General features: G+C 71.9%; 14 protein-coding genes. 10 read left to right on the forward strand and 4 right to left on the reverse strand.

The features are described from left to right. The first annotated feature begins 384 nt into the window (after window positions 1-384). The 6 genes from ACFVHO_RS17980 (at window position 385) to ACFVHO_RS18005 (ending at window position 9,228) form a co-directional block, all read left to right on the forward strand. The gene (locus ACFVHO_RS17980; RefSeq protein ID WP_385715005.1) at window positions 385-1,323 is read left to right on the forward strand and encodes a DUF3027 domain-containing protein; all 939 of its coding nucleotides are present in this window, start codon (window positions 385-387) and stop codon (window positions 1,321-1,323) included. Window positions 1,324-2,004: 681 nt separating this feature from the next. Next, window positions 2,005-5,373, forward strand: a complete 3,369-nt coding sequence (locus ACFVHO_RS17985; protein ID WP_385715008.1) for a molecular chaperone Hsp90 — start codon at window positions 2,005-2,007, stop codon at window positions 5,371-5,373. Window positions 5,374-5,588: 215 nt separating this feature from the next. Next, window positions 5,589-6,446 carry a calcium-binding protein gene (locus ACFVHO_RS17990; RefSeq protein WP_385715011.1) on the forward strand — a complete coding sequence of 286 codons (858 nt, stop codon included), beginning with the start codon at window positions 5,589-5,591 and terminating at the stop codon, window positions 6,444-6,446. A 160-nt stretch (window positions 6,447-6,606) separates the two neighbouring features. Next, window positions 6,607-7,386 carry a DUF5707 domain-containing protein gene (locus ACFVHO_RS17995; RefSeq protein ID WP_385715013.1) on the forward strand — a complete coding sequence of 260 codons (780 nt, stop codon included), beginning with the start codon at window positions 6,607-6,609 and terminating at the stop codon, window positions 7,384-7,386. A 56-nt stretch (window positions 7,387-7,442) separates the two neighbouring features. Further along, entirely contained in the window at window positions 7,443-8,282 is an 840-nt protein-coding gene (locus ACFVHO_RS18000) for a calcium-binding protein (RefSeq protein ID WP_385715015.1), read from the forward strand. A gap of 166 nt (window positions 8,283-8,448) precedes the next feature. Further along, window positions 8,449-9,228 carry a calcium-binding protein gene (locus ACFVHO_RS18005; RefSeq protein ID WP_385715018.1) on the forward strand — a complete coding sequence of 260 codons (780 nt, stop codon included), beginning with the start codon at window positions 8,449-8,451 and terminating at the stop codon, window positions 9,226-9,228. An 89-nt stretch (window positions 9,229-9,317) separates the two neighbouring features. Here the strand turns inward: ACFVHO_RS18005 and ACFVHO_RS18010 are convergent, their stop codons facing one another. Beyond that, the gene (locus ACFVHO_RS18010) at window positions 9,318-11,720 is read right to left on the reverse strand and encodes an HAD-IC family P-type ATPase (protein WP_385715020.1); all 2,403 of its coding nucleotides are present in this window, start codon (window positions 11,718-11,720) and stop codon (window positions 9,318-9,320) included. 109 nt (window positions 11,721-11,829) lie between these two features. Then, a complete protein-coding gene (locus ACFVHO_RS18015; protein ID WP_385715023.1) occupies window positions 11,830-12,150 on the reverse strand; it encodes a DUF2530 domain-containing protein in 321 nt (106 codons plus the stop codon). Window positions 12,151-12,376: 226 nt separating this feature from the next. Here ACFVHO_RS18015 and ACFVHO_RS18020 point away from each other — a divergent pair, with 226 nt between their 5' ends. Then, window positions 12,377-13,822, forward strand: coding sequence for an NCS2 family permease (locus ACFVHO_RS18020; protein ID WP_385715025.1), 1,446 nt, complete (start codon window positions 12,377-12,379; stop codon window positions 13,820-13,822). 77 nt (window positions 13,823-13,899) lie between these two features. Here ACFVHO_RS18020 and ACFVHO_RS18025 read toward each other — a convergent pair whose 3' ends face one another. Next, window positions 13,900-14,076, reverse strand: coding sequence for a ribbon-helix-helix protein, CopG family (locus ACFVHO_RS18025; protein WP_289949335.1), 177 nt, complete (start codon window positions 14,074-14,076; stop codon window positions 13,900-13,902). Window positions 14,077-14,242: 166 nt separating this feature from the next. Here ACFVHO_RS18025 and ACFVHO_RS18030 point away from each other — a divergent pair, with 166 nt between their 5' ends. Together ACFVHO_RS18030 and ACFVHO_RS18035 are read left to right on the forward strand one after the other, a co-directional pair. After that, window positions 14,243-14,680 carry a MarR family winged helix-turn-helix transcriptional regulator gene (locus ACFVHO_RS18030; protein ID WP_385715028.1) on the forward strand — a complete coding sequence of 146 codons (438 nt, stop codon included), beginning with the start codon at window positions 14,243-14,245 and terminating at the stop codon, window positions 14,678-14,680. A 25-nt stretch (window positions 14,681-14,705) separates the two neighbouring features. Next, window positions 14,706-16,070, forward strand: coding sequence for an MFS transporter (locus ACFVHO_RS18035; protein ID WP_385715031.1), 1,365 nt, complete (start codon window positions 14,706-14,708; stop codon window positions 16,068-16,070). A gap of 117 nt (window positions 16,071-16,187) precedes the next feature. Here ACFVHO_RS18035 and ACFVHO_RS18040 read toward each other — a convergent pair whose 3' ends face one another. Next, entirely contained in the window at window positions 16,188-16,721 is a 534-nt protein-coding gene (locus tag ACFVHO_RS18040) for a GNAT family N-acetyltransferase (RefSeq protein WP_385715034.1), read from the reverse strand. A 17-nt stretch (window positions 16,722-16,738) separates the two neighbouring features. Between ACFVHO_RS18040 and thpR the strand changes: the two genes are divergently transcribed. Beyond that, on the forward strand, window positions 16,739-17,329 hold the full coding sequence (gene thpR / locus ACFVHO_RS18045) for an RNA 2',3'-cyclic phosphodiesterase (protein ID WP_385715037.1): 591 nt from the start codon (window positions 16,739-16,741) through the stop codon (window positions 17,327-17,329). Window positions 17,330-17,440 lie beyond the last annotated feature (111 nt).

Genomic DNA, 17,440 nt, shown 5'->3' on the forward strand with positions numbered 1-17,440 from the left:
CGTCCTCAAACGCCGGACGGGCTGGGATGTGCCGGGCTGTTGCTCAGCTGGTGCAAGTTCGGGCGGGTGGGTGGGAGAAAAAGCCCGTCCGGCGCTTGAGGACAGGGGCCGGAGGCCCGGAAATCGGGGGCACGGGGGCCCACCCCCGAGCAGCCGCCCGGTACGCCGGTGTGGGCCCAGGGGCCAGGAGAAGGTAGCGTGCGTAACGCGCCTGCGGCAGCAGTCCTCGGCCGCGCGCCTGCCGGCCATCCCGCAGAATGGATGGCGTAGGTGCGCCCGGTGACGTCGGGCGCGGACGTCGACGCGGCCCACTGGTCCGCTCCGTCCGTGCCGCCGCGTAAGAGTGGCGCACTCGTGAGACGGCGTAGGAGAGAAGCGATACCTGTGAGCGCAGCGACAACGCGAAGCCGTACCCAGCGCACCCCGCGTACCCCCGACCGTCTCTGCGCCGAGGCGATCGGCCTGGCCCGCGCCGCCGCCGAGGAGGCCGCCGCACCCGGCGTGGTCGGTGAGCACGTCGAGGTCGTCGTCGAGGGCGACCGCGTCGTCACGCATCTCTTCGAGTGCAAGGAACTGGGCTACCGGGGCTGGCGCTGGGCGGTGACCGTCGCCCGCGCGTCCCGCGCGAAGGTCGTCACCCTCGACGAGACTGTCCTGCTGCCCGGACCCGACGCCCTCCTCGCCCCCGAGTGGGTGCCCTGGAGCGAGCGGCTGCGGCCCGGCGACATGGGTCCCGGCGATCTGCTGCCCACCGACGCCGAGGACCTGCGGCTCGAACCCGGTTACTCCGGTGAGGACGAGCCGCCGCCCAACTCCGTCCTGTCCGAGGACATGGCCGAGCGCGTCGACGCGGAGGACGCCGAGGTCACCGACGGGTCGCCCGCCGACCTCACCGTCGCGCCCGCCCGCGGGTCGCTCGCGTCGATCGCCGACGAGCTGGGGCTGCGGCGCGCCCGTGTCCTCTCCCGGTACGGGCTGCACACCGCGGCCGACCGCTGGGAGGAGGCGTACGGCCCGAAGACCGCCATGGCGCAGGCCGCGCCCGCGCCCTGCGTCAGCTGTGGGTTCCTCGTGCCGATCGGGGGGTCGCTCGGGCAGGCGTTCGGGGTGTGCGCCAATGAGTTCGGGCCCGCCGACGGGCGGGTCGTGTCCCTCTCGTACGGGTGCGGGGGGCACTCCGAGGCCGCCGTCATGCCGAAGCCGCCGCGGCCGGCTCCGCCGGTGCTCGATGAGACCAAGGTCGACGTGCTGCCGCTGCGGCCCGCGCCCGACTCCGGCTCGGTGCTGCCGGTCGGGGTCGGCGAGGACCTCGGCCACTCCTAGCCTCTACGGTTCCTGGGACCCGGGTGCGCCCCGGGGCCTGGCCGTGCCCCGGCGCCGCGCCGTCCGGGGGCTTCGTGTGCGGGCCGGTGGGTGGTGACGCCGCGCTGCGCGCGGCGCTTGCTCCCACCCGCCCACCCGTTCACCCCCGACGTCAAGGCTCGGGGGCTTCGCGTGCAGGTCCGGTGGGTGGTGACGCCGCGCTCCGCGCGACGTGCGTCCCACCCGCCCACCCGTTTGCCCCTGACGTCAGGGCTCGGGGGCTTCGCGTGCGGGCCGGTGAGCTCCCGCACGCCCAACCCGTACCCCGAGTTCCCCGTCCTCCCCGAGTTCCCCGTCCGCCCCGCCCTTCCCGCCCTCCCCGAACCCGACAGTTGCCCAAGAACTGTTCCGTACCCGAATCGTCCGGTTCCGAGTCACGGGTGGGTGGGCGCGCCGCCGCGCGCAGCGCGGTGGACACCACCCACCGGACCCGCACGCGAAGCTCCTGGACGGAATGTTCCGGGTGAACGGGTGGGCGGGTGGGACGCACGCCGCGCGCAGCGCGGCGAAAAGCGACCGCCGGGCCGCACCCGAAGTCCACCCCCCAGCGGGACGCGATACCGTCGCCCCCCGACGACGACCACGACCACCACAGCCCGCGGCCGCAGGCCCCGCATCCGCAGGCAGAGGGAGAGCGACCACGTGAGCAAGACCGTGCGGCCGGCCGACGAGGGCACCGACCCGTTCGGCACCGCCCGCCTGCGCCGCTCAGTCCTGGAGGCCTGGGCGGCGAGCCCGGCCCGGTTCCGCGAGGACGCGAACGCCGAGGAGGACATGGCTCTCGGCGGCTACCGCGACCGCCTGGTCGTGGAACTCGCCCAGAACGCCTCGGACGCCGCCGCCCGCGCGGGCGTACCGGGACGCCTCGCCCTCACCCTTCAGGACGGAGTCCTCGCCGCGGCGAACACGGGCGCCCCCTTGGACGCGACGGGCGTCGAGTCGCTGTCCACCCTGCGGGCCTCCGCGAAGCGGGAGGACCGCGACAACCGCCTGGATCGGCAGAACGGGCCGCAGGCCGCCGGGTCCGCCGGGTCCGCCGGGTCCGGCTGGACCGAGGGAGCCGCTGGAGCCGCCGGGGCCACCGGAACCGCAGCGGCCGACGCCGGCCAAGCCGAAGGGGACCCCGCCACCAGGCGGACGACCGGCCGCTTCGGCGTCGGCTTCGCCGCAGTCCTCGCCGTCTCCGACGCCCCCGCCGTCGTCGGCCGCACCGGCGGCGTCCGGTACTCGCTCGCGGAGGCCCGCGAACTGGCGGAGGAGACGGCCAGGTTCAGCCCGGGGCTCGGGGACGAGATCCGGCGCCGTGAGGGTCACGTACCGCTGCTGCGGCTGCCGCTGCCCGCGGAGGGCACCGCCCCGGACGGGTACGACACCGTCGTCATCCTGCCGTTGCGGGACGCCGCCGCGGAGGACCTGGTGGCCCGCCTCCTGGAGGGCGTGGACGACGCGCTGCTGCTCGCCCTGCCGGGCCTGGAAGAGGTCACCGTCACGACGCCGGGCGGCCCGACGCGCACCATGCGCCGCACGGCCGACGGTCCGTACACCGTCGTGGCGGACAGCCGTGACGGCACGACCCGCTGGCGTACCGTCAGCCGGGAGGGCGCGCTGGCCCCGGAACTGCTCGCGGGGCGGCCCGTGGAGGAGCGCCGGCGTCCGTACTGGCATCTGACGTGGGCCGTGCCCGTCGCCCCGGACGGCGCCCCGGAGCGGCCGCGTACGAGCGCGGTCGTGCACGCGCCCACCCCCAGCGACGAGCCCCTCGGCGTACCCGCCCTGCTCATCGCGTCGTTCCCGCTGGACACCAGCCGCCGCCACGCCGCTCCGGGCCCGCTCACGGACTTCCTGGTGGAGCGCGCGGCGGACGCGTACGCCGAACTCCTCGCCTCCTGGCGGCCGGTGGCCGAGGGCGTCATCGGCCTCGTGCCGGGGCCGCTCGGCCGGAGCGAGCTGGACGGGGCGCTGCGGGGCGCCGTCCTCGACCGGCTGCCGCGCACCGCGTTCCTGCCTCCCGCCGTGCCGCCCGCGCGGACGGACGGGGACGGGGGTGCCGACGCGGGCGGGGACGAGTGGCTGGACGCGGAGGCCGCCGCCGTCCCGGAGACGTTGCGGCCGCGCGACGCGGAGGTGGTGGAGGGCGCGGGCGCCGACACCGTGCGCGTCCTCGCCGAGGTGCTGCCCAGCCTGCTGCCCGCGGGCCTGGAGCGGCGCGGCGAGCTGCGTACGCTCGGCGTCGCCCGGGTCCCGCTGACGGAGGCCGTCGACCGGCTCGCCGGCCTGGAGCGGGAGCCGTCCTGGTGGCGGCGCCTTTACGACACCCTCGCCGGGGTCGACCCGGACCGGCTCTCGGGCCTGCCGGTGCCGCTGGCCGACGGCCGCACCACCATCGGCCCCCGCCAGGTCCTGCTGCCCGCCCCCGGCACCAGCACGGCCGACGAGAGCGGCTCCGCGGCCCTCGCCCGACTCGGCCTGAAGGTCGCGCACGCCGACGCGGCCCATCCGCTCCTGGAGAAGCTGGGCGCCCTGCCCGCCACGCCCCGCGCGGTCCTGACGACCCCGCAGGTGCGGGCGGCCGTCGCGGCGTCGCTGGACGACGACAGCTGGTACGGCGACGGGCCCGAGGGTGACGGGGCCCTGGACGCCGAGGAGTTGGCCGACCTGGTCCTCACCCTCGTACGGGACGCGGAGCTCGCGCCCGGTGACGAGCCCTGGCTCGGGGCGCTCGCCCTGCCCGACGAGGACGGCGAACCGGCGCCCGCCGGGGAGCTGGTGCTGCCCGGCAGCGCGTTCGAGGCGGTCATGCGGGAGGGCGAACTCGCCGGGGTGGACGCCGATCTGGCGGAGCGGTGGGGCGAGCAGCCGCTCGCCGCGTGCGGAGTGCTCGCCTCGTTCGCGCTCGTACGGGCCACCGACGTCGTCCTCGACCCCGACGAACTGGAGCCCCGCGACGGCGACTTCGCGGAGCCCGACGACGCGGGGCTGCTCGACGCCGTCGACGTGTGGTGCGAGGACATCCTCGACCGGCTGCCGGACACGCCGGTGCCGCCGGTCGCGACGGAGGTCGTCGCCGTGCGCGACCTCGACCTCGTCGACGACGACGCCTGGCCGCGGGCCCTCGCCCTGCTGTCCCGGCCGCCGCTGCGCGACGCGCTGACCCAGCCGGTGCGGGTGCTCCTTCCGGACGGCACGACGGAGAGCGTGCGGTCGTACACGGCGTGGTGGCTGCGCGGCCACCCGGTGCTCGGCGGGCGGCGCCCGGCGGGGCTGCGGGCCGCGGGCGGCGACCCGCTGCTCGACGGTCTGTACGACGACGCCGACGCGTCCGGGTTCGACGACGAGCAGGTCCTGCGGGCGCTCGGCGTGCGGACGTCGGTCGGCTCGCTGCTCGCGGAGCCGGGCGGGGCGGCCGAGCTGCTCGACCGGCTCGCGGACCCGGAGCGGACCGTTTCCGCGGCGCAACTGCACGCGCTGTACGGGGCGCTCGCGGACCTCGACCCGGAGCAGGTGACGCTGCCGGACGAGGTGCGGGCGGTCCTGGGCGGCGGCCCGGACGGCGAGGCGGGGGAGATCGTGATCGTCGACGCGGCGGACGCGGTCGTCGCCGACGCGCCGGACCTGCTGCCGTTCGCCTCCGGCGTGCCGCTGCTCCCCGTCGCCCCGTCCCGTGCGGCCGACCTGGCCGAGCTGTTCCAGGTGCGGCGCCTGAGCGAGCGGGTGGCGGCGGAGGTCGACCCCGAGGGCGGGGTGGAGCACGCGGTGCCGGAGTCCGTGCGGGTGCTGCTCGGGCCCGCGACCCCGGCGACGTACCGGGAGTACGAGGAGCTGGTGGCCGACGGCGTCGACCTGGAGTGGCGCCGCACCCCCGACGGGGTCGTGCACGCGGCGACCGTGGAGGGCGTGGCAGCGGGACTCGCGTGGGCGGCACGGCAGTGGCCGCGGCGGTTCGAGGTGGCGGCGCTGCTCGAGGATCCGTCGCGCACGGAGGAGCTGGCCCGGGACCGGTGGTTCGACTAGCGGGGGCTTGGCCGGTGGGCCGGGCAGGTTCTGTTCGGTGGCCTGGTGACCTGGTGGTCCGGCGCGGAGTCCTCGGTATCGAATTGACTCCCCGTACAACCCCTGGCCAAGGTTGTGGGTCTGATCTGCCGAGTCAAACAGACTCCTAGATCACCGGGACCTCGCGTGGGGGGCTTCAACACCGCGCGGCCCCCTTCTCCACCTGGGGAAACACCATGCGTATCCGTGCCACCGTGGCCGCTGTGTCCGGCACCCTGGCTCTGTCCGCTCTCGCTGTTCCGGCCGCCCACGCGGGTGACGAGCCGGTCGCCCCCAAGCCGTCCGCCGCCGTCGCCGACGCCGGGGACGCGGTCGGTGCCCAGGGCGTGCGGCGCGCCGCGGCCGACGTCACCGTCAAGGACGTCACCGTCAACGGTGGCAAGGACGTCGTGATCGGCACCACCGAGAAGAAGAAGTTCTCGCTCGCCATCACGGCCAGCGACCCGGTCGGCATCAAGGTCTCCAGCGGCTTCCTGTGGCTCGGCCCGGACCTCGACACGGCCTCCCTGATCACCCCGGCGACCCAGGCCGAGTACAACCCCACCTGCGTCAACGTGGACGACACCACCTCCACCTGCACGCTCAACGTCACCGCCGACCCGGCGCGCCTCGGCAACGTCGCCGCGGGTGTCCGCTGGAACGTCTACGCGGCCGTGCGCAACAACGACGACGAGCTGGTCAAGCCGCAGGGCCTCAAGTCGGACATCCGCCTCAAGCGCGCGTCCCGCCTGACGGTCAACGCGTCCCCGGAGCCGGTGAAGAAGGGCAAGACCATCACGGTCTCGGGCGCCCTGACCCGCGCCAACTGGGACACGAAGAAGTACGCGGGCTACACGAAGCAGTCCGTGCAGCTGCAGTTCAAGAAGAAGGGCGCCTCGTCCTACTCGACCGTGAAGACGGTCAAGTCGGACAGCAAGGGCAACCTGAAGACCACGGTGAAGGCTTCGGTGGACGGCACGTTCCGCTACGTCTTCGCGGGTACGTCGACGACTCCGGCCGTGACCTCCGCGGGCGACGCCATCGACGTCCGCTGACCCGAGCCCTCCAGCTCTCCCGGGCCCCGGCGGGCCCTCAGCTCAACAGGGTCCCAGCGGCCCTCAGCTCTCCCGGGCCACCGAAGGCCCCAGCTCACCCCGCCCCGCGGCACGCCGACACCCCGGCGTGCCGCGGGGCCCGCACCACCTGAGGAACACCATGCGCACCCGTGCCACCGTCGTCGCCGTCTCCGGCGCCCTCGCCCTGTCCGCCCTCGCCGTCCCGGCCGCGCAGGCCGCCGACACGGTCCAGGGCGACACCAAGATCACGAAGGTCGTCGTGAACGGCGGCAAGGACATCGTGGTCGGCACGTCCACGAAGAAGATCACGATCACCGTGACGGGTACCGACCCGAAGGGGATCAAGGACGGCGTCGCCATCCTGTGGCGCGGCGAGAAGTTCGAGCCGGGGCTCCTGAAGGGCGTCCTTGCCCCGGTGGACGACGCCAAGTGCACCAAGGTCGACGCGACCACCGGGACGTGCAAGGTCTCCCTCGAGGCCTCCCCGCGCGAGCTCGCGAACAGCAACGCGGGCCGCTGGAAGGTGATGGCAGGTCTGCTGGCCAAGGGCCGGGCCGAGGACCGCGTCATCAAGCCGTCGTACAAGACGGTCAGCGTCAAGCGCGCCGCGAAGCTCACGGTCAACGCGTCCCCGGAGCCGGTGAGGAAGGGCAGGACGATCACCGTCTCGGGCGCCCTGACCCGGGCGAACTGGGAGACCCGTAAGTACGCGGGTTACACCCAGCAGCCGGTGCGGCTGCAGTTCAAGAAGAAGGGTGCGAGCGCCTACACGACGGTCAAGACGGTGAAGTCCGACCGCAAGGGCAACCTGAGGACCACGCTCAAGGCGTCGGTCGACGGCACCTTCCGCTACGTCTTCGCGGGCACGTCGACGACCCCGTCCGTGGTCTCCGCGGGCGACGCGATCGACGTCCGCTGACCTTCCGCCTCCGGCGCCGCACCGCACCTCTCCGTTCTCACCCCCAAGGAACCACCATGCGCATCCGCGCCACCGTGGCCGCCGTCTCCGGCGCCCTCGCCCTCTCCGCCTTCGTCGCCCCGAGCGCCCAGGCCGCCCCCGTCGCCCCGCTCGCCGACCCCGGCTTCCCGCTGAAGGACGCCCAGCAGGGCGACACCAAGATCACGAAGTTCGTCGTCAACGGCGGCAAGGACCTCGTGGTCGGCACCACGGCGAAGAAGAAGTTCACCATCGCCGTCACCGCGACCGACCCGAAGGGCGTCGCCGGTTCCGGCGGCCTCCTGTGGCACGGCGAGAAGCTGAACGAGCGCTACCTCGACGGCATGCTCACCCCGGTCGACGACGAGAAGTGCGTCCACGCGAACGCGACCACGGCGACCTGCACGGTCACCATCACGGTGAACCCGAAGGCGTCCCTGGAGAACAACGGCCTCGGCAACCACCTCGCGGGCGGCGGCTGGAAGCTGCTCGCCGCCGCGGGCGGCAAGGACGACGACTACGTCGTCAAGACCACCCTCAAGCCCGGCATCAACCTCAAGCGCGCCGCGAAGCTCACGGTCAACGCGTCGCCGGAGCCGGTGAAGAAGGGCCGGACCATCACGGTCTCGGGCGCCCTGACGCGGGCGAACTGGGACACGAAGAAGTACGCGGGCTACACGAAGCAGTCCGTGCGGCTGCAGTTCAAGAAGAAGGGCGCCAGCGCCTTCACCACCGTGAAGACGGTGAAGTCGGACAGCAAGGGCAACTTGAAGACCACGGTGAAGGCGTCGGTGGACGGCACGTTCCGCTTTGTCTTCGCGGGTACGTCGACGACTCCGGCCGTGACCTCCGCGGGCGACGCCATCGACGTGCGCTGACGCCACACTTGGCCATCGCGAAGTGTGCGCAGCCGGTGAAGTGGTTGCGTACAACCCGTGATGCCTGTCGCATGTCTGATCCTGTGAGCCAACAGGCTCCTCGATCACCGGGGCCCCGCGTGACGATCCATGCACGCGGGGCCCCGCTTTCCAGTTGGGGAATCACATGCGCATACGTGCCACTGTGGGCGCGCTGACCGGCGCCCTTGCCCTCTCCGCCCTCGCCGTCCCGGCCGCGCACGCGGACGAGGCCGACGGCGACATCAAGATCACCAAGGTCGTGGTCAACGGCGGCAAGGACGTGGTGGTCGGCACCTCCGCCAAGAAGTTCACCGTCTCGGTCACCGCGACCGACCCGTCCGGCATCAGGGTGGCCGCCGCCGCGCTGTGGCACGGCCCGAACGTCGCGAACAAGGACGGCCAGCTGGTCTTCGACGGGGCCTCGGGCCTCGCGTGCGCCGAGGTGGACGGGGAGACCGCCACCTGCACGGGCACCGTCATCGCCGACCCGAAGAAGAACCTCAAGAAGAACTCCCTGGCCGACGACTGGAAGGTCTTCGCCTACGCGCAGTCCGAGGACGACGACATGACCGTCGTCGACTCGTACCCGACGAAGGTCCGCCTCCAGCGCGCCGCGAAGCTGACGGTCAACGCGTCCCCGGAGCCGGTGGAGAAGGGCAAGACGATCACGGTGGCCGGTGCGCTGACGCGCGCGAACTGGGACACGAAGAAGTACGCGGGCTACACGCAGCAGCCGGTGAAGCTGCAGTTCAAGAAGAAGGGCGCCGCGTCCTACACGACCGTCAAGACGGTCGCGTCCGGCACGAAGGGCAACCTGAAGACGACGGTGAAGGCGTCGGCCGACGGCACCTTCCGCTATGTCTTCGCGGGGACGTCGACCACCCCGGCCGTCACGTCGACCGGGGACTCCGTCGACGTACGCTGAGCCCCGCGCCCCAAAAGGGGCGCGGGGAACTGCGTGACAAGCCCCCACCGGCCCGCGGGGAAGAACCGCCCAAGGCCCAGGGGCCCGAGCTAGGCCGCGAAGCGGCGGTCGACCCAGCGGAAGGCGAACTCGATCGCCGCCGCCGCGACCGCCGCGATCGCGACCGCCGCCCACGGCATCGTCGTGCCGACCAGCTTCAGGGCGAAGAAGTCCTGGAGCCAGGGGATGACGAGGACGAGCAGGAAGCCGAAGCCCATGGCGGCGACCAGGGCGATGCGCCACCAGGTGTAGGGGCGGGCGATGATCGCCAGGACCCAGAGGGAGACCAGGAAGAGGGCCAGGGTGGCCGCGCTGGTCTCGGCCTCGCGGGCGCCCTCGCCGGTGTAGTGGTGGCGGGCCAGGAGGTACGTGGCGAAGGTGGCGACCGCCGCGATGATGCCGCCGGGCAGGGCGTAGCGCATGACCCTTCGGACGAAGTGCGGTTTCGCGCGCTCCTTGTTGGGGGCCAGGGCGAGGAAGAAGGCCGGGACGCCGATGGTGAGGGTGGAGAGCAGGGTCAGGTGGCGGGGGAGGAAGAGGTACTCCACCTGGGAGCAGACCACCAGCAGGGCGATGACGACCGAGTAGACGGTCTTGACGAGGAAGAGGGTCGCCACGCGCGTGATGTTGCCGATGACGCGGCGGCCCTCCGCGACCACCGAAGGCAGCGTCGCGAAGCTGTTGTTGAGGAGGACGATCTGGGCGACCGCGCGGGTCGCCTCCGAGCCCGAGCCCATCGAGACGCCGATGTCCGCGTCCTTCAGGGCGAGGACGTCGTTCACGCCGTCGCCGGTCATCGCGACCGTGTGGCCCTTGGACTGCAGCGCGCCGACCATGTCCCGCTTCTGCTGCGGGGTGACGCGCCCGAAGACGGAGTTGGCGTCCAGGGCCTCGGCCATCTCGTCCTGGTCGGTGGGGAGCTGCCGGGCGTCGACGGTGTTCTCGGCACCGGGCAGGCCGAGCTTGCCCGCGACGGCGCTGACGGAGACCGCGTTGTCGCCGGAGATGACCTTCGCCTGGACGTTCTGCTCCTCGAAGTACCGCAGGGTGTCCGCGGCGTCGGGGCGCAGGCGCTGTTCGAGGACGACGAGGGCGGTGGCGTGGGCGCCGGCCGCGATGTCGGGGGCGTCGAGGTCGCCCGCGGCGCGGGCCAGGAGCAGGACGCGCAGGCCCTGGTGGTTGAGGTGCTCGATCTCGTCGAGGGTCGGGTCGCCGGTGGGCAGCAGCACGTCGGGGGCGCCGAGCAGCCAGGTGGAGTTCTCGCCGTCGCCCTCGCTGAAGCTCGCGCCGCTGTACTTGCGGGCGGAGGAGAACGGCAGCGACTCCGTGCAGCGCCACTCGTCGCTGTCGGGGTAGGCGTCGATGATGGCCTGGAGGGAGGCGTTGGGGCGCGGGTCGGACTCGCCGAGGGCGCCGAGGACCTTGCGTACGTAACTCTCGTCGGACCCGTTGAGAGGGCGCAGCTCGGTGACGTCCATGCCGCCCTCGGTGAGCGTGCCCGTCTTGTCGAGGCAGACGGTGTCGACGCGGGCGAGGCCCTCGATGGCGGGGAGTTCCTGCACCAGGCACTGCTTGCGGCCGAGGCGGATCACGCCGATCGCGAAGGCCACGGAGGTGAGCAGGACAAGGCCCTCGGGGATCATCGGGACGATGCCGCCGACCGTGTAGGCGATCGACTCCTTGAAGTTGTCGTCCTTGACGACCAGCTGGGAGATGATCAGGCCGATCGAGGTCGGGACCATCAGCCACGTCACGTACTTGAGGATCGTGGAGATGCCCGAGCGCAGTTCGGAGTGGACGAGCGTGAAGCGGCTCGCCTCCTCAGCGAGCTGCGCCGCGTACGCCTCGCGGCCCACCTTCGTGGCCGTGAAGGCGCCGCCGCCCGCGACCACGAACGAGCCCGACATCATCTTGTCGCCGGGCTTCTTCAGGACCGGGTCGGCCTCGCCGGTGAGCAGGGACTCGTCGACTTCGAGGCCGTCGGCCTCGACCGTCTCGCCGTCGACCACGATCTTGTCGCCGGGGCCGAGCTCCACGAGGTCGCCTAGGACGATCTCGGAGGTGGAGATCTCGGCGGCCACGCCGTCGCGGCGGACCGTGGGTTTGGCCTCGCCGATGACCGCGAGGCCGTCGAGGGTCTTCTTGGCGCGCAGTTCCTGGATGATGCCGATGCCCGTGTTGGCGACGATCACGAAGCCGAAGAGGCTGTCCTGGATCGGCGCCACGAACAGCATGATCACCCAGAGCACGCCGATGATGGCGTTGAAGCGGGTGAAGACGTTGGCGCGGACGATCTCGGTGGTGGACCGGCTGCTGCGGACGGGTACGTCGTTGATCTCGCCGCGGGCGACCCGCTCGGCGACCTCGGCCGCCGTGAGGCCGGTGGCCCGTGCCGTCGGCGGCGCGACCGGGTGGACCGGGTCCAGCTCGGCGCCCGCGTCGATATGCGTCATGCAGACGACGGTACGGGGGGAGTGGGGGGTTCACCCCTTGAGTACCGGAAAGATCCGACCTCGGTAGGACGGGGTTTGCCCTCAGGTCGCATGCCGTACTGCCGACGTACTACACCGGCCCGGAGGCCTCCGACCGCGTCGGCTCGGCGGCGTCCGGCCGCTCCGGATCGGCGGTCTCCGCGGCCGCGGCCTGCGCGCGCTTGATCGCCGCGTCGCGCGAGCGGACGTACCAGATGCCGATGAGGCCGAGGCCGCCGCCGGCGAGGCACGTCCACACCCACCAGGTGATGTCGCGGTCGTCGAACCAGCCGTAGAACGGCATCTGCACGACGAAGAGGACGAACCAGAGGATCGTGCCGCCGGTGATGGTGGCGACGATCGGGCCCTCCAGGGGCTCCGGCGCCTCGTGCTTGGGTGTCCACTTCGCCATGACCCCCAGCTTAGTCGGGGCCGGTTCCGGCCTTCGGGGGACGCTCGGACCCCTTGTGCCACAAGGCTCTACGCGCGGAGATGGCCATTTCTCGTTCATGTATTCATACTGAAACGGCTTCTTAATGGCCAGTTGCTTTCGTACGAAGACACAATCTCGCGCAAGCGAAGACAACATCTCGCACAAGCCCGGCTCTTCCCGTTCAACAGAGGTCATGAGGTCCCGCATGTCCCCCTCGGCCAGCGCTCCGGTCGACGCCAAGCAGCCCCCGAACTCCCCGCAGGGCGGGCTCGACGGCTTCTTCAAGATCTCGGAGCGGGGCTCGACCCTGGCCAGGGAAGTACGCGGCGGCTTCGCCACCTTCTTCGCGATGGCCTACATCATCGTGCTGAACCCGATCATCCTCGGCAGCGCCAAGGACATGTACGGCCATCAGCTCGACAACAAGCAGCTGGTCACCGCCACCGTCCTCACGGCCGCGTTCACCACCCTGCTCATGGGCGTCATCGGCAACGTCCCGATCGCCCTCGCCGCGGGCCTCGGCGTGAACACCGTGGTCGCCCTGCAGCTCGCGCCGCGCATGTCCTGGCCGGACGCCATGGGCATGGTCGTCCTCGCGGGCTTCGTGGTGATGCTCCTGGTGGCCACGGGGCTGCGGGAGCGCGTGATGAGCGCCGTGCCGCTCGGCCTGCGCAAGGGCATCGCGATCGGCATCGGCCTCTTCATCATGCTGATCGGCCTCGTCGACGCGGGCTTCGTCTCGCGCATCCCCGACGCCGCGCACACCACCGTGCCGCTGCAGCTCGGCGGCGACGGTCACCTGAACGGCTGGCCGGTCCTGGTCTTCGTCCTCGGCGTGCTGCTCACGCTGGCGCTCCTGGTGCGCAAGGTGCCGGGTGCGATCCTGCTGTCCATCGTCGTCATGACGATTCTGGCCATGATCATCCACGCGGTCGCGGACGTGCCGTCCTGGGGCCTGACGACGCCGGAGTGGCCCGGCAACCCGGTCTCCACGCCCGACTTCGGCCTGGTCGGCGAGATCAGTCTGTTCGGCGGCTTCGACAAGGTCGGCGTCCTGACCGGCGTCCTGTTCGTCTTCACCGTGCTGCTGTCGTGCTTCTTCGACGCGATGGGCACGATCATGGGCATCGGCGACGAGGCCCATCTGACCGACGACAAGGGCAACATGCCCGGCATCAACAAGGTGCTCTTCGTCGACGGCATCGCGGTCGCCGCGGGCGGCGCCTCCTCCGCTTCGGCCACCACCTGCTTCGTGGAGTCCACGGCGGGCGTCGGCGAGGGCGCGCGGACCGGCCTCGCCAACGTCGTCACCGGCGGTCTCTTCGCCGTGGCGCTGTTCCTCACGCCGCTCGCCACGATGGTGCCCTCGCAGGCGGCCACGCCCGCGCTGCTCGCGGTCGGCTTCCTGATCCTGTCCGGCTCGATCGGCGCGATCGACTGGAGCGACTACACCATCGCGATCCCGGCGTTCGTGACGATGCTGATGATGCCGTTCACGTACTCGATCACGAACGGCATCGGCATGGGCTTCATCGCCTTCACCGTGCTGCGGCTAGCGGCCGGGCGGGGCCGTGAGGTGCCGGTCGCCATGTACGCGGTGTCCGCCGTGTTCGCCTTCTACTACCTGATGCCGGCGCTCGGTCTCACGTAGCGCCCCGAAGATCTCACGTAGCACCCCGAAGGGGCGCGGGCCGGGGGTGGGGCCCCGGCTGTGCCCCTGGGCGCCCCCTAGGCGTAGAACTTCTCCGTCGCCTCGACGGACGACTTGAACCGCTCGTCGAAGTCATCACGGATGAGCGTCCGGGCCACGTAGTCCTGGACGCTCATTCCCCTTTTTGCGGCGTGCTGCCGGATCCGGTCGAGCAGATCGCCGTCTATCCGCAGGCTGAGCACTGTCGATCCCATGAGGGACAGCGTTGCGGCCCTCTCGTGGGGGACGCCCGGCTTTCCGAATCCAGCTCACTCATTTGGGTGACTAAAGGGTTCTGTGTGCCAGATCACGGGCAACCCGGGCTTCTCCGTCCGGTAACCGAGTGGTCTTTAGTTAGGGTAATGAGTTACGCTAAAGAACATGCCGGACCTCTCCCATGGCGACAACGCTGCCGCCGTGAACTCGCTGCGCTCCGCCGTGATGCGCCTCTCCCGTCGACTCAAGCACCAGCGGGTCGACGAGTCGCTGAGCCCCACCGAGATGTCGGTGCTCGGCACCCTCGCCCGCTGTGGCAGCGCCACACCGGGTGAACTCGCCCGCAAGGAGCATGTGCAGCCGCCGTCGATGACCCGCATCGTCGCGCTCCTGGAAGCCAAGGGCCTGGTCAGGCTCGAACCGCATCCCGAGGACCGCCGCCAGAAGGTGGTGACCCAGACGGAGCAGGCCGAGGCCATGCTCGAAGAGAGCCGCCGCAAGCGGAACGCGTGGCTGGCAGGCCTCGCCGCCGACCTCGACGAGGACGAGTGGGAGGCGCTGCGCGCCGCCGCTCCGGTCCTGGAGAAGCTGGCCCACCTCTGATCCGACGCCAAGGAGGCGAACCCTTTTGAGTACGGGATCCGGAGCAGACTCCGCCCCCGCACCAACCGCCCTCGACACCACCGCCCGCCCCCACAAGACCTCGATGTTCAGCTCCCTCCGCATCCGGAACTACCGGCTGTTCGCGGCGGGAGCCGCCGTCTCCAACACCGGCACCTGGATGGCCCGCATCACCCAGGACTGGCTGGTGCTCAGCCTCACCGGTTCGTCCGCGGCCGTCGGTGTGACGACCGCGATGCAGTTCCTGCCGATGCTGCTCTTCGGCCTGTACGGCGGCGTCATCGCCGACCGGTTCGCCAAGCGGAACCTGCTCTTCGTCACCCAGGGCGCCATGGGCCTCGGCGGCCTCTTCCTGGCCGCGATGACGCTCTCCGGCCACGTCCAGGTGTGGCACGTCTACGTCACCGCGTTCTTCACCGGCCTGGTGACCGTCGTCGACAACCCGACCCGGCAGTCCTTCGTGTCCGAGCTCGTCGGCCCCGACCAGCTCCGCAACGCCGTCTCGCTGAACTCCGCGAACTTCCAGTCCGCGCGGCTCATCGGCCCGGCCGTCGCGGGCCTCGTCACGGCTGCCGTCGGCCCCGGCTGGGCGTTCCTCGCCAACGGCCTGTCGTTCCTCGCGCCGCTGACCGGACTCCTCCTCATCCGCACCGCCGAGCTGACCCGCAGCCCGCTCGCGCCGCGCGGCCGCAAGGGCCAGCTCCGCGAGGGCCTGAACTACGTCTCCCGGCACCCGGAGCTGATCTGGCCGATCGTGCTCATCGGCTTCATCGGCACGTTCGGCTTCAACTTCCCGATCTGGCTGAGCGCGTACGCCGACGACGTCTTCCACGGCGGCTCCGGCATGTACGCCCTGTTCACCACGCTGATGGGGGCGGGGTCCCTGATCGGGGCGCTGCTCGCCGCGCGGCGGCGCTCCTCCCGGCTGCGGATGCTCGCGGGCGCGGCCGGTCTGTTCGGTGTCGCGCTGATCGCCGTCGCCGCGGTGCCCAACGCCTACGTCTTCGCGGCGCTGCTCGTGCCCGTCGGCGCCATCGGGCTCACCGTCAACGTCACCGCCAACTCCTCGGTGCAGATGGCCACGGACCCTGAGATGCGGGGGCGGGTGATGAGTCTGTTCATGATGGTGTTCGTGGGCGGTACGCCCCTCGGCGGGCCCTTGTTCGGGTGGCTCACCGACGCGTACGGAGTGCGTGTGAGCTTTGCGCTCGGCGGGCTGATCGTGGCTGTCGCCGCGCTCGGCGTCGGCCTGATGCTGGCTCGCGCGGCCAACCTCCGGTTGAAGGTGGACCTGCGGCGGGGGCACCAGCATGTGCTGTTCGTCCCGCGGAGGGTGCCGGAGGCCGAGCGGGAGCTGACCGCTGTCGCGTGACTCGGCGGTGGCCCGGGCGGCCCGGGCGGAGACTTTCTGTCTCACCCGGGCCGCGGGTCTGTGGGGGCTGGTCGCGCAGTTCCCCGCGCCCCTTACGGGGCCCCACTCGGGTCGGGGTCAGACGCGGCGTTCCAGGACCTGGCCCGGCCACGTGCCGTCCTTCTCCGTGAAGGACTCCGTCCGCACGAAGCCGTTGCTCTCGTAGTACGCGACAAGGCGGCCCTCGTTGCCCGCGTAGCAGTCGACCCGGAGCAGGGAGATGCCCTTCCTCCGGGTCTCGGCCGCGGCGTGGGCGAGGAGCGCGCGGCCCACGCCCAGGCCGCGGAAGCGGTGGTCGGTGGCCAGGTAGTGGACGTACTGCTCGGGCTCGTCGACCGGGGGAACGTACGAGCCGGGGCCGTCGGTGAGCATCAGCATCCCCGCGGGCTCCCCGCCGACCTCGGCGATCCACGGCGAGCCGGTGGCCACGTACTTCTCGATCGCCTCGACGACCTTCGGGTTCCGCGACAGCGGCTCGGTGCCCCACTGCTTCGTCCGGCCCTGGGAGACCAGCCAGGCGACGGCGCTGTCGAGGATGGCGAGGAAGGCGGGGACGTCGCTGGGTCCGGCGGCGCGGATGCGTACGGAATCGGAGTGATCCAAATCGTCCATGGAGGCAGGCTAGTCGTATGAGACTTTTCGCGGCGGTGCTGCCCCCGGAGCCGGTGGCCGACGAACTGGAGGGTGTGGTGGCGGGGTTGAGGGAGCTGCCGGGCCCGGCCGGGGTGCGGTGGTCGAGCCGGGAGAACTGGCACTTCACGCTGGCGTTCCTGGCCGAGGTGGACGACGAGGTGGTGCCGGGGGTGTGCGAGCGCATGGAGCGGGCGGCGCGGCGCACGGCGCCGTTCGCGCTCTCCCTTCGTGGCGGCGGTCACTTCGGTGGCCGGGCGCTGTGGGCCGGGGCGGGCGGCGCGGTCGCCGAGCTGCGGATCCTGGCGGGCCGTGCGGAGGCGGCCGCGCGGAAGGCGGGCGTCACGATGACCGAGCACCGGCCCTACCGCCCGCACCTGACGCTGGCGCGCTCGCGCGGCGACGCGGACTTCACGCCGTACGTGGCGGCCTTGAGCACCTTCGCGGGCACCCCCTGGACCGTGCCCGAGCTGGTGCTCGTGCGCAGCAACCTGCCCACGAGCGGAGTGCCGGGGGAGCGGCCCCGGTACGAGGCGGTGGGGCGGTGGCCGCTGGGAGGCGCCGCGAAGGACGCGGACGCGGCCGGTTAACCTCGATGACGTGAACCCCAAGACCAGGAACCGGATCATGGCCGGTGTGCTCGTGCTGATGTTCGTCGTCGTGGCGCTCGCGGCGGCGCTCGGCCAATAGCCGAGGCCGCC

Source organism: Streptomyces sp. NPDC127108 (assembly GCF_042677545.1).
Lineage (GTDB): Bacteria > Actinomycetota > Actinomycetes > Streptomycetales > Streptomycetaceae > Streptomyces.

Coding starts and splice junctions, on each gene's coding strand:
- ACFVHO_RS17990 (WP_385715011.1), top strand. CDS start 5,589: ATGCGTATCCGTGCCACCGTGGCCGCTGTGTCCGGCACCCTGGCTCTG.
- ACFVHO_RS17995 (WP_385715013.1), top strand. CDS start 6,607: ATGCGCACCCGTGCCACCGTCGTCGCCGTCTCCGGCGCCCTCGCCCTG.
- ACFVHO_RS18000 (WP_385715015.1), top strand. CDS start 7,443: ATGCGCATCCGCGCCACCGTGGCCGCCGTCTCCGGCGCCCTCGCCCTC.
- ACFVHO_RS18005 (WP_385715018.1), top strand. CDS start 8,449: ATGCGCATACGTGCCACTGTGGGCGCGCTGACCGGCGCCCTTGCCCTC.
- ACFVHO_RS18010 (WP_385715020.1), bottom strand. CDS start 11,720: ATGACGCATATCGACGCGGGCGCCGAGCTGGACCCGGTCCACCCGGTC.
- ACFVHO_RS18015 (WP_385715023.1), bottom strand. CDS start 12,150: ATGGCGAAGTGGACACCCAAGCACGAGGCGCCGGAGCCCCTGGAGGGC.
- ACFVHO_RS18020 (WP_385715025.1), top strand. CDS start 12,377: ATGTCCCCCTCGGCCAGCGCTCCGGTCGACGCCAAGCAGCCCCCGAAC.
- ACFVHO_RS18025 (WP_289949335.1), bottom strand. CDS start 14,076: ATGGGATCGACAGTGCTCAGCCTGCGGATAGACGGCGATCTGCTCGAC.
- ACFVHO_RS18030 (WP_385715028.1), top strand. CDS start 14,243: ATGCCGGACCTCTCCCATGGCGACAACGCTGCCGCCGTGAACTCGCTG.
- ACFVHO_RS18040 (WP_385715034.1), bottom strand. CDS start 16,721: ATGGACGATTTGGATCACTCCGATTCCGTACGCATCCGCGCCGCCGGA.
- thpR (WP_385715037.1), top strand. CDS start 16,739: ATGAGACTTTTCGCGGCGGTGCTGCCCCCGGAGCCGGTGGCCGACGAA.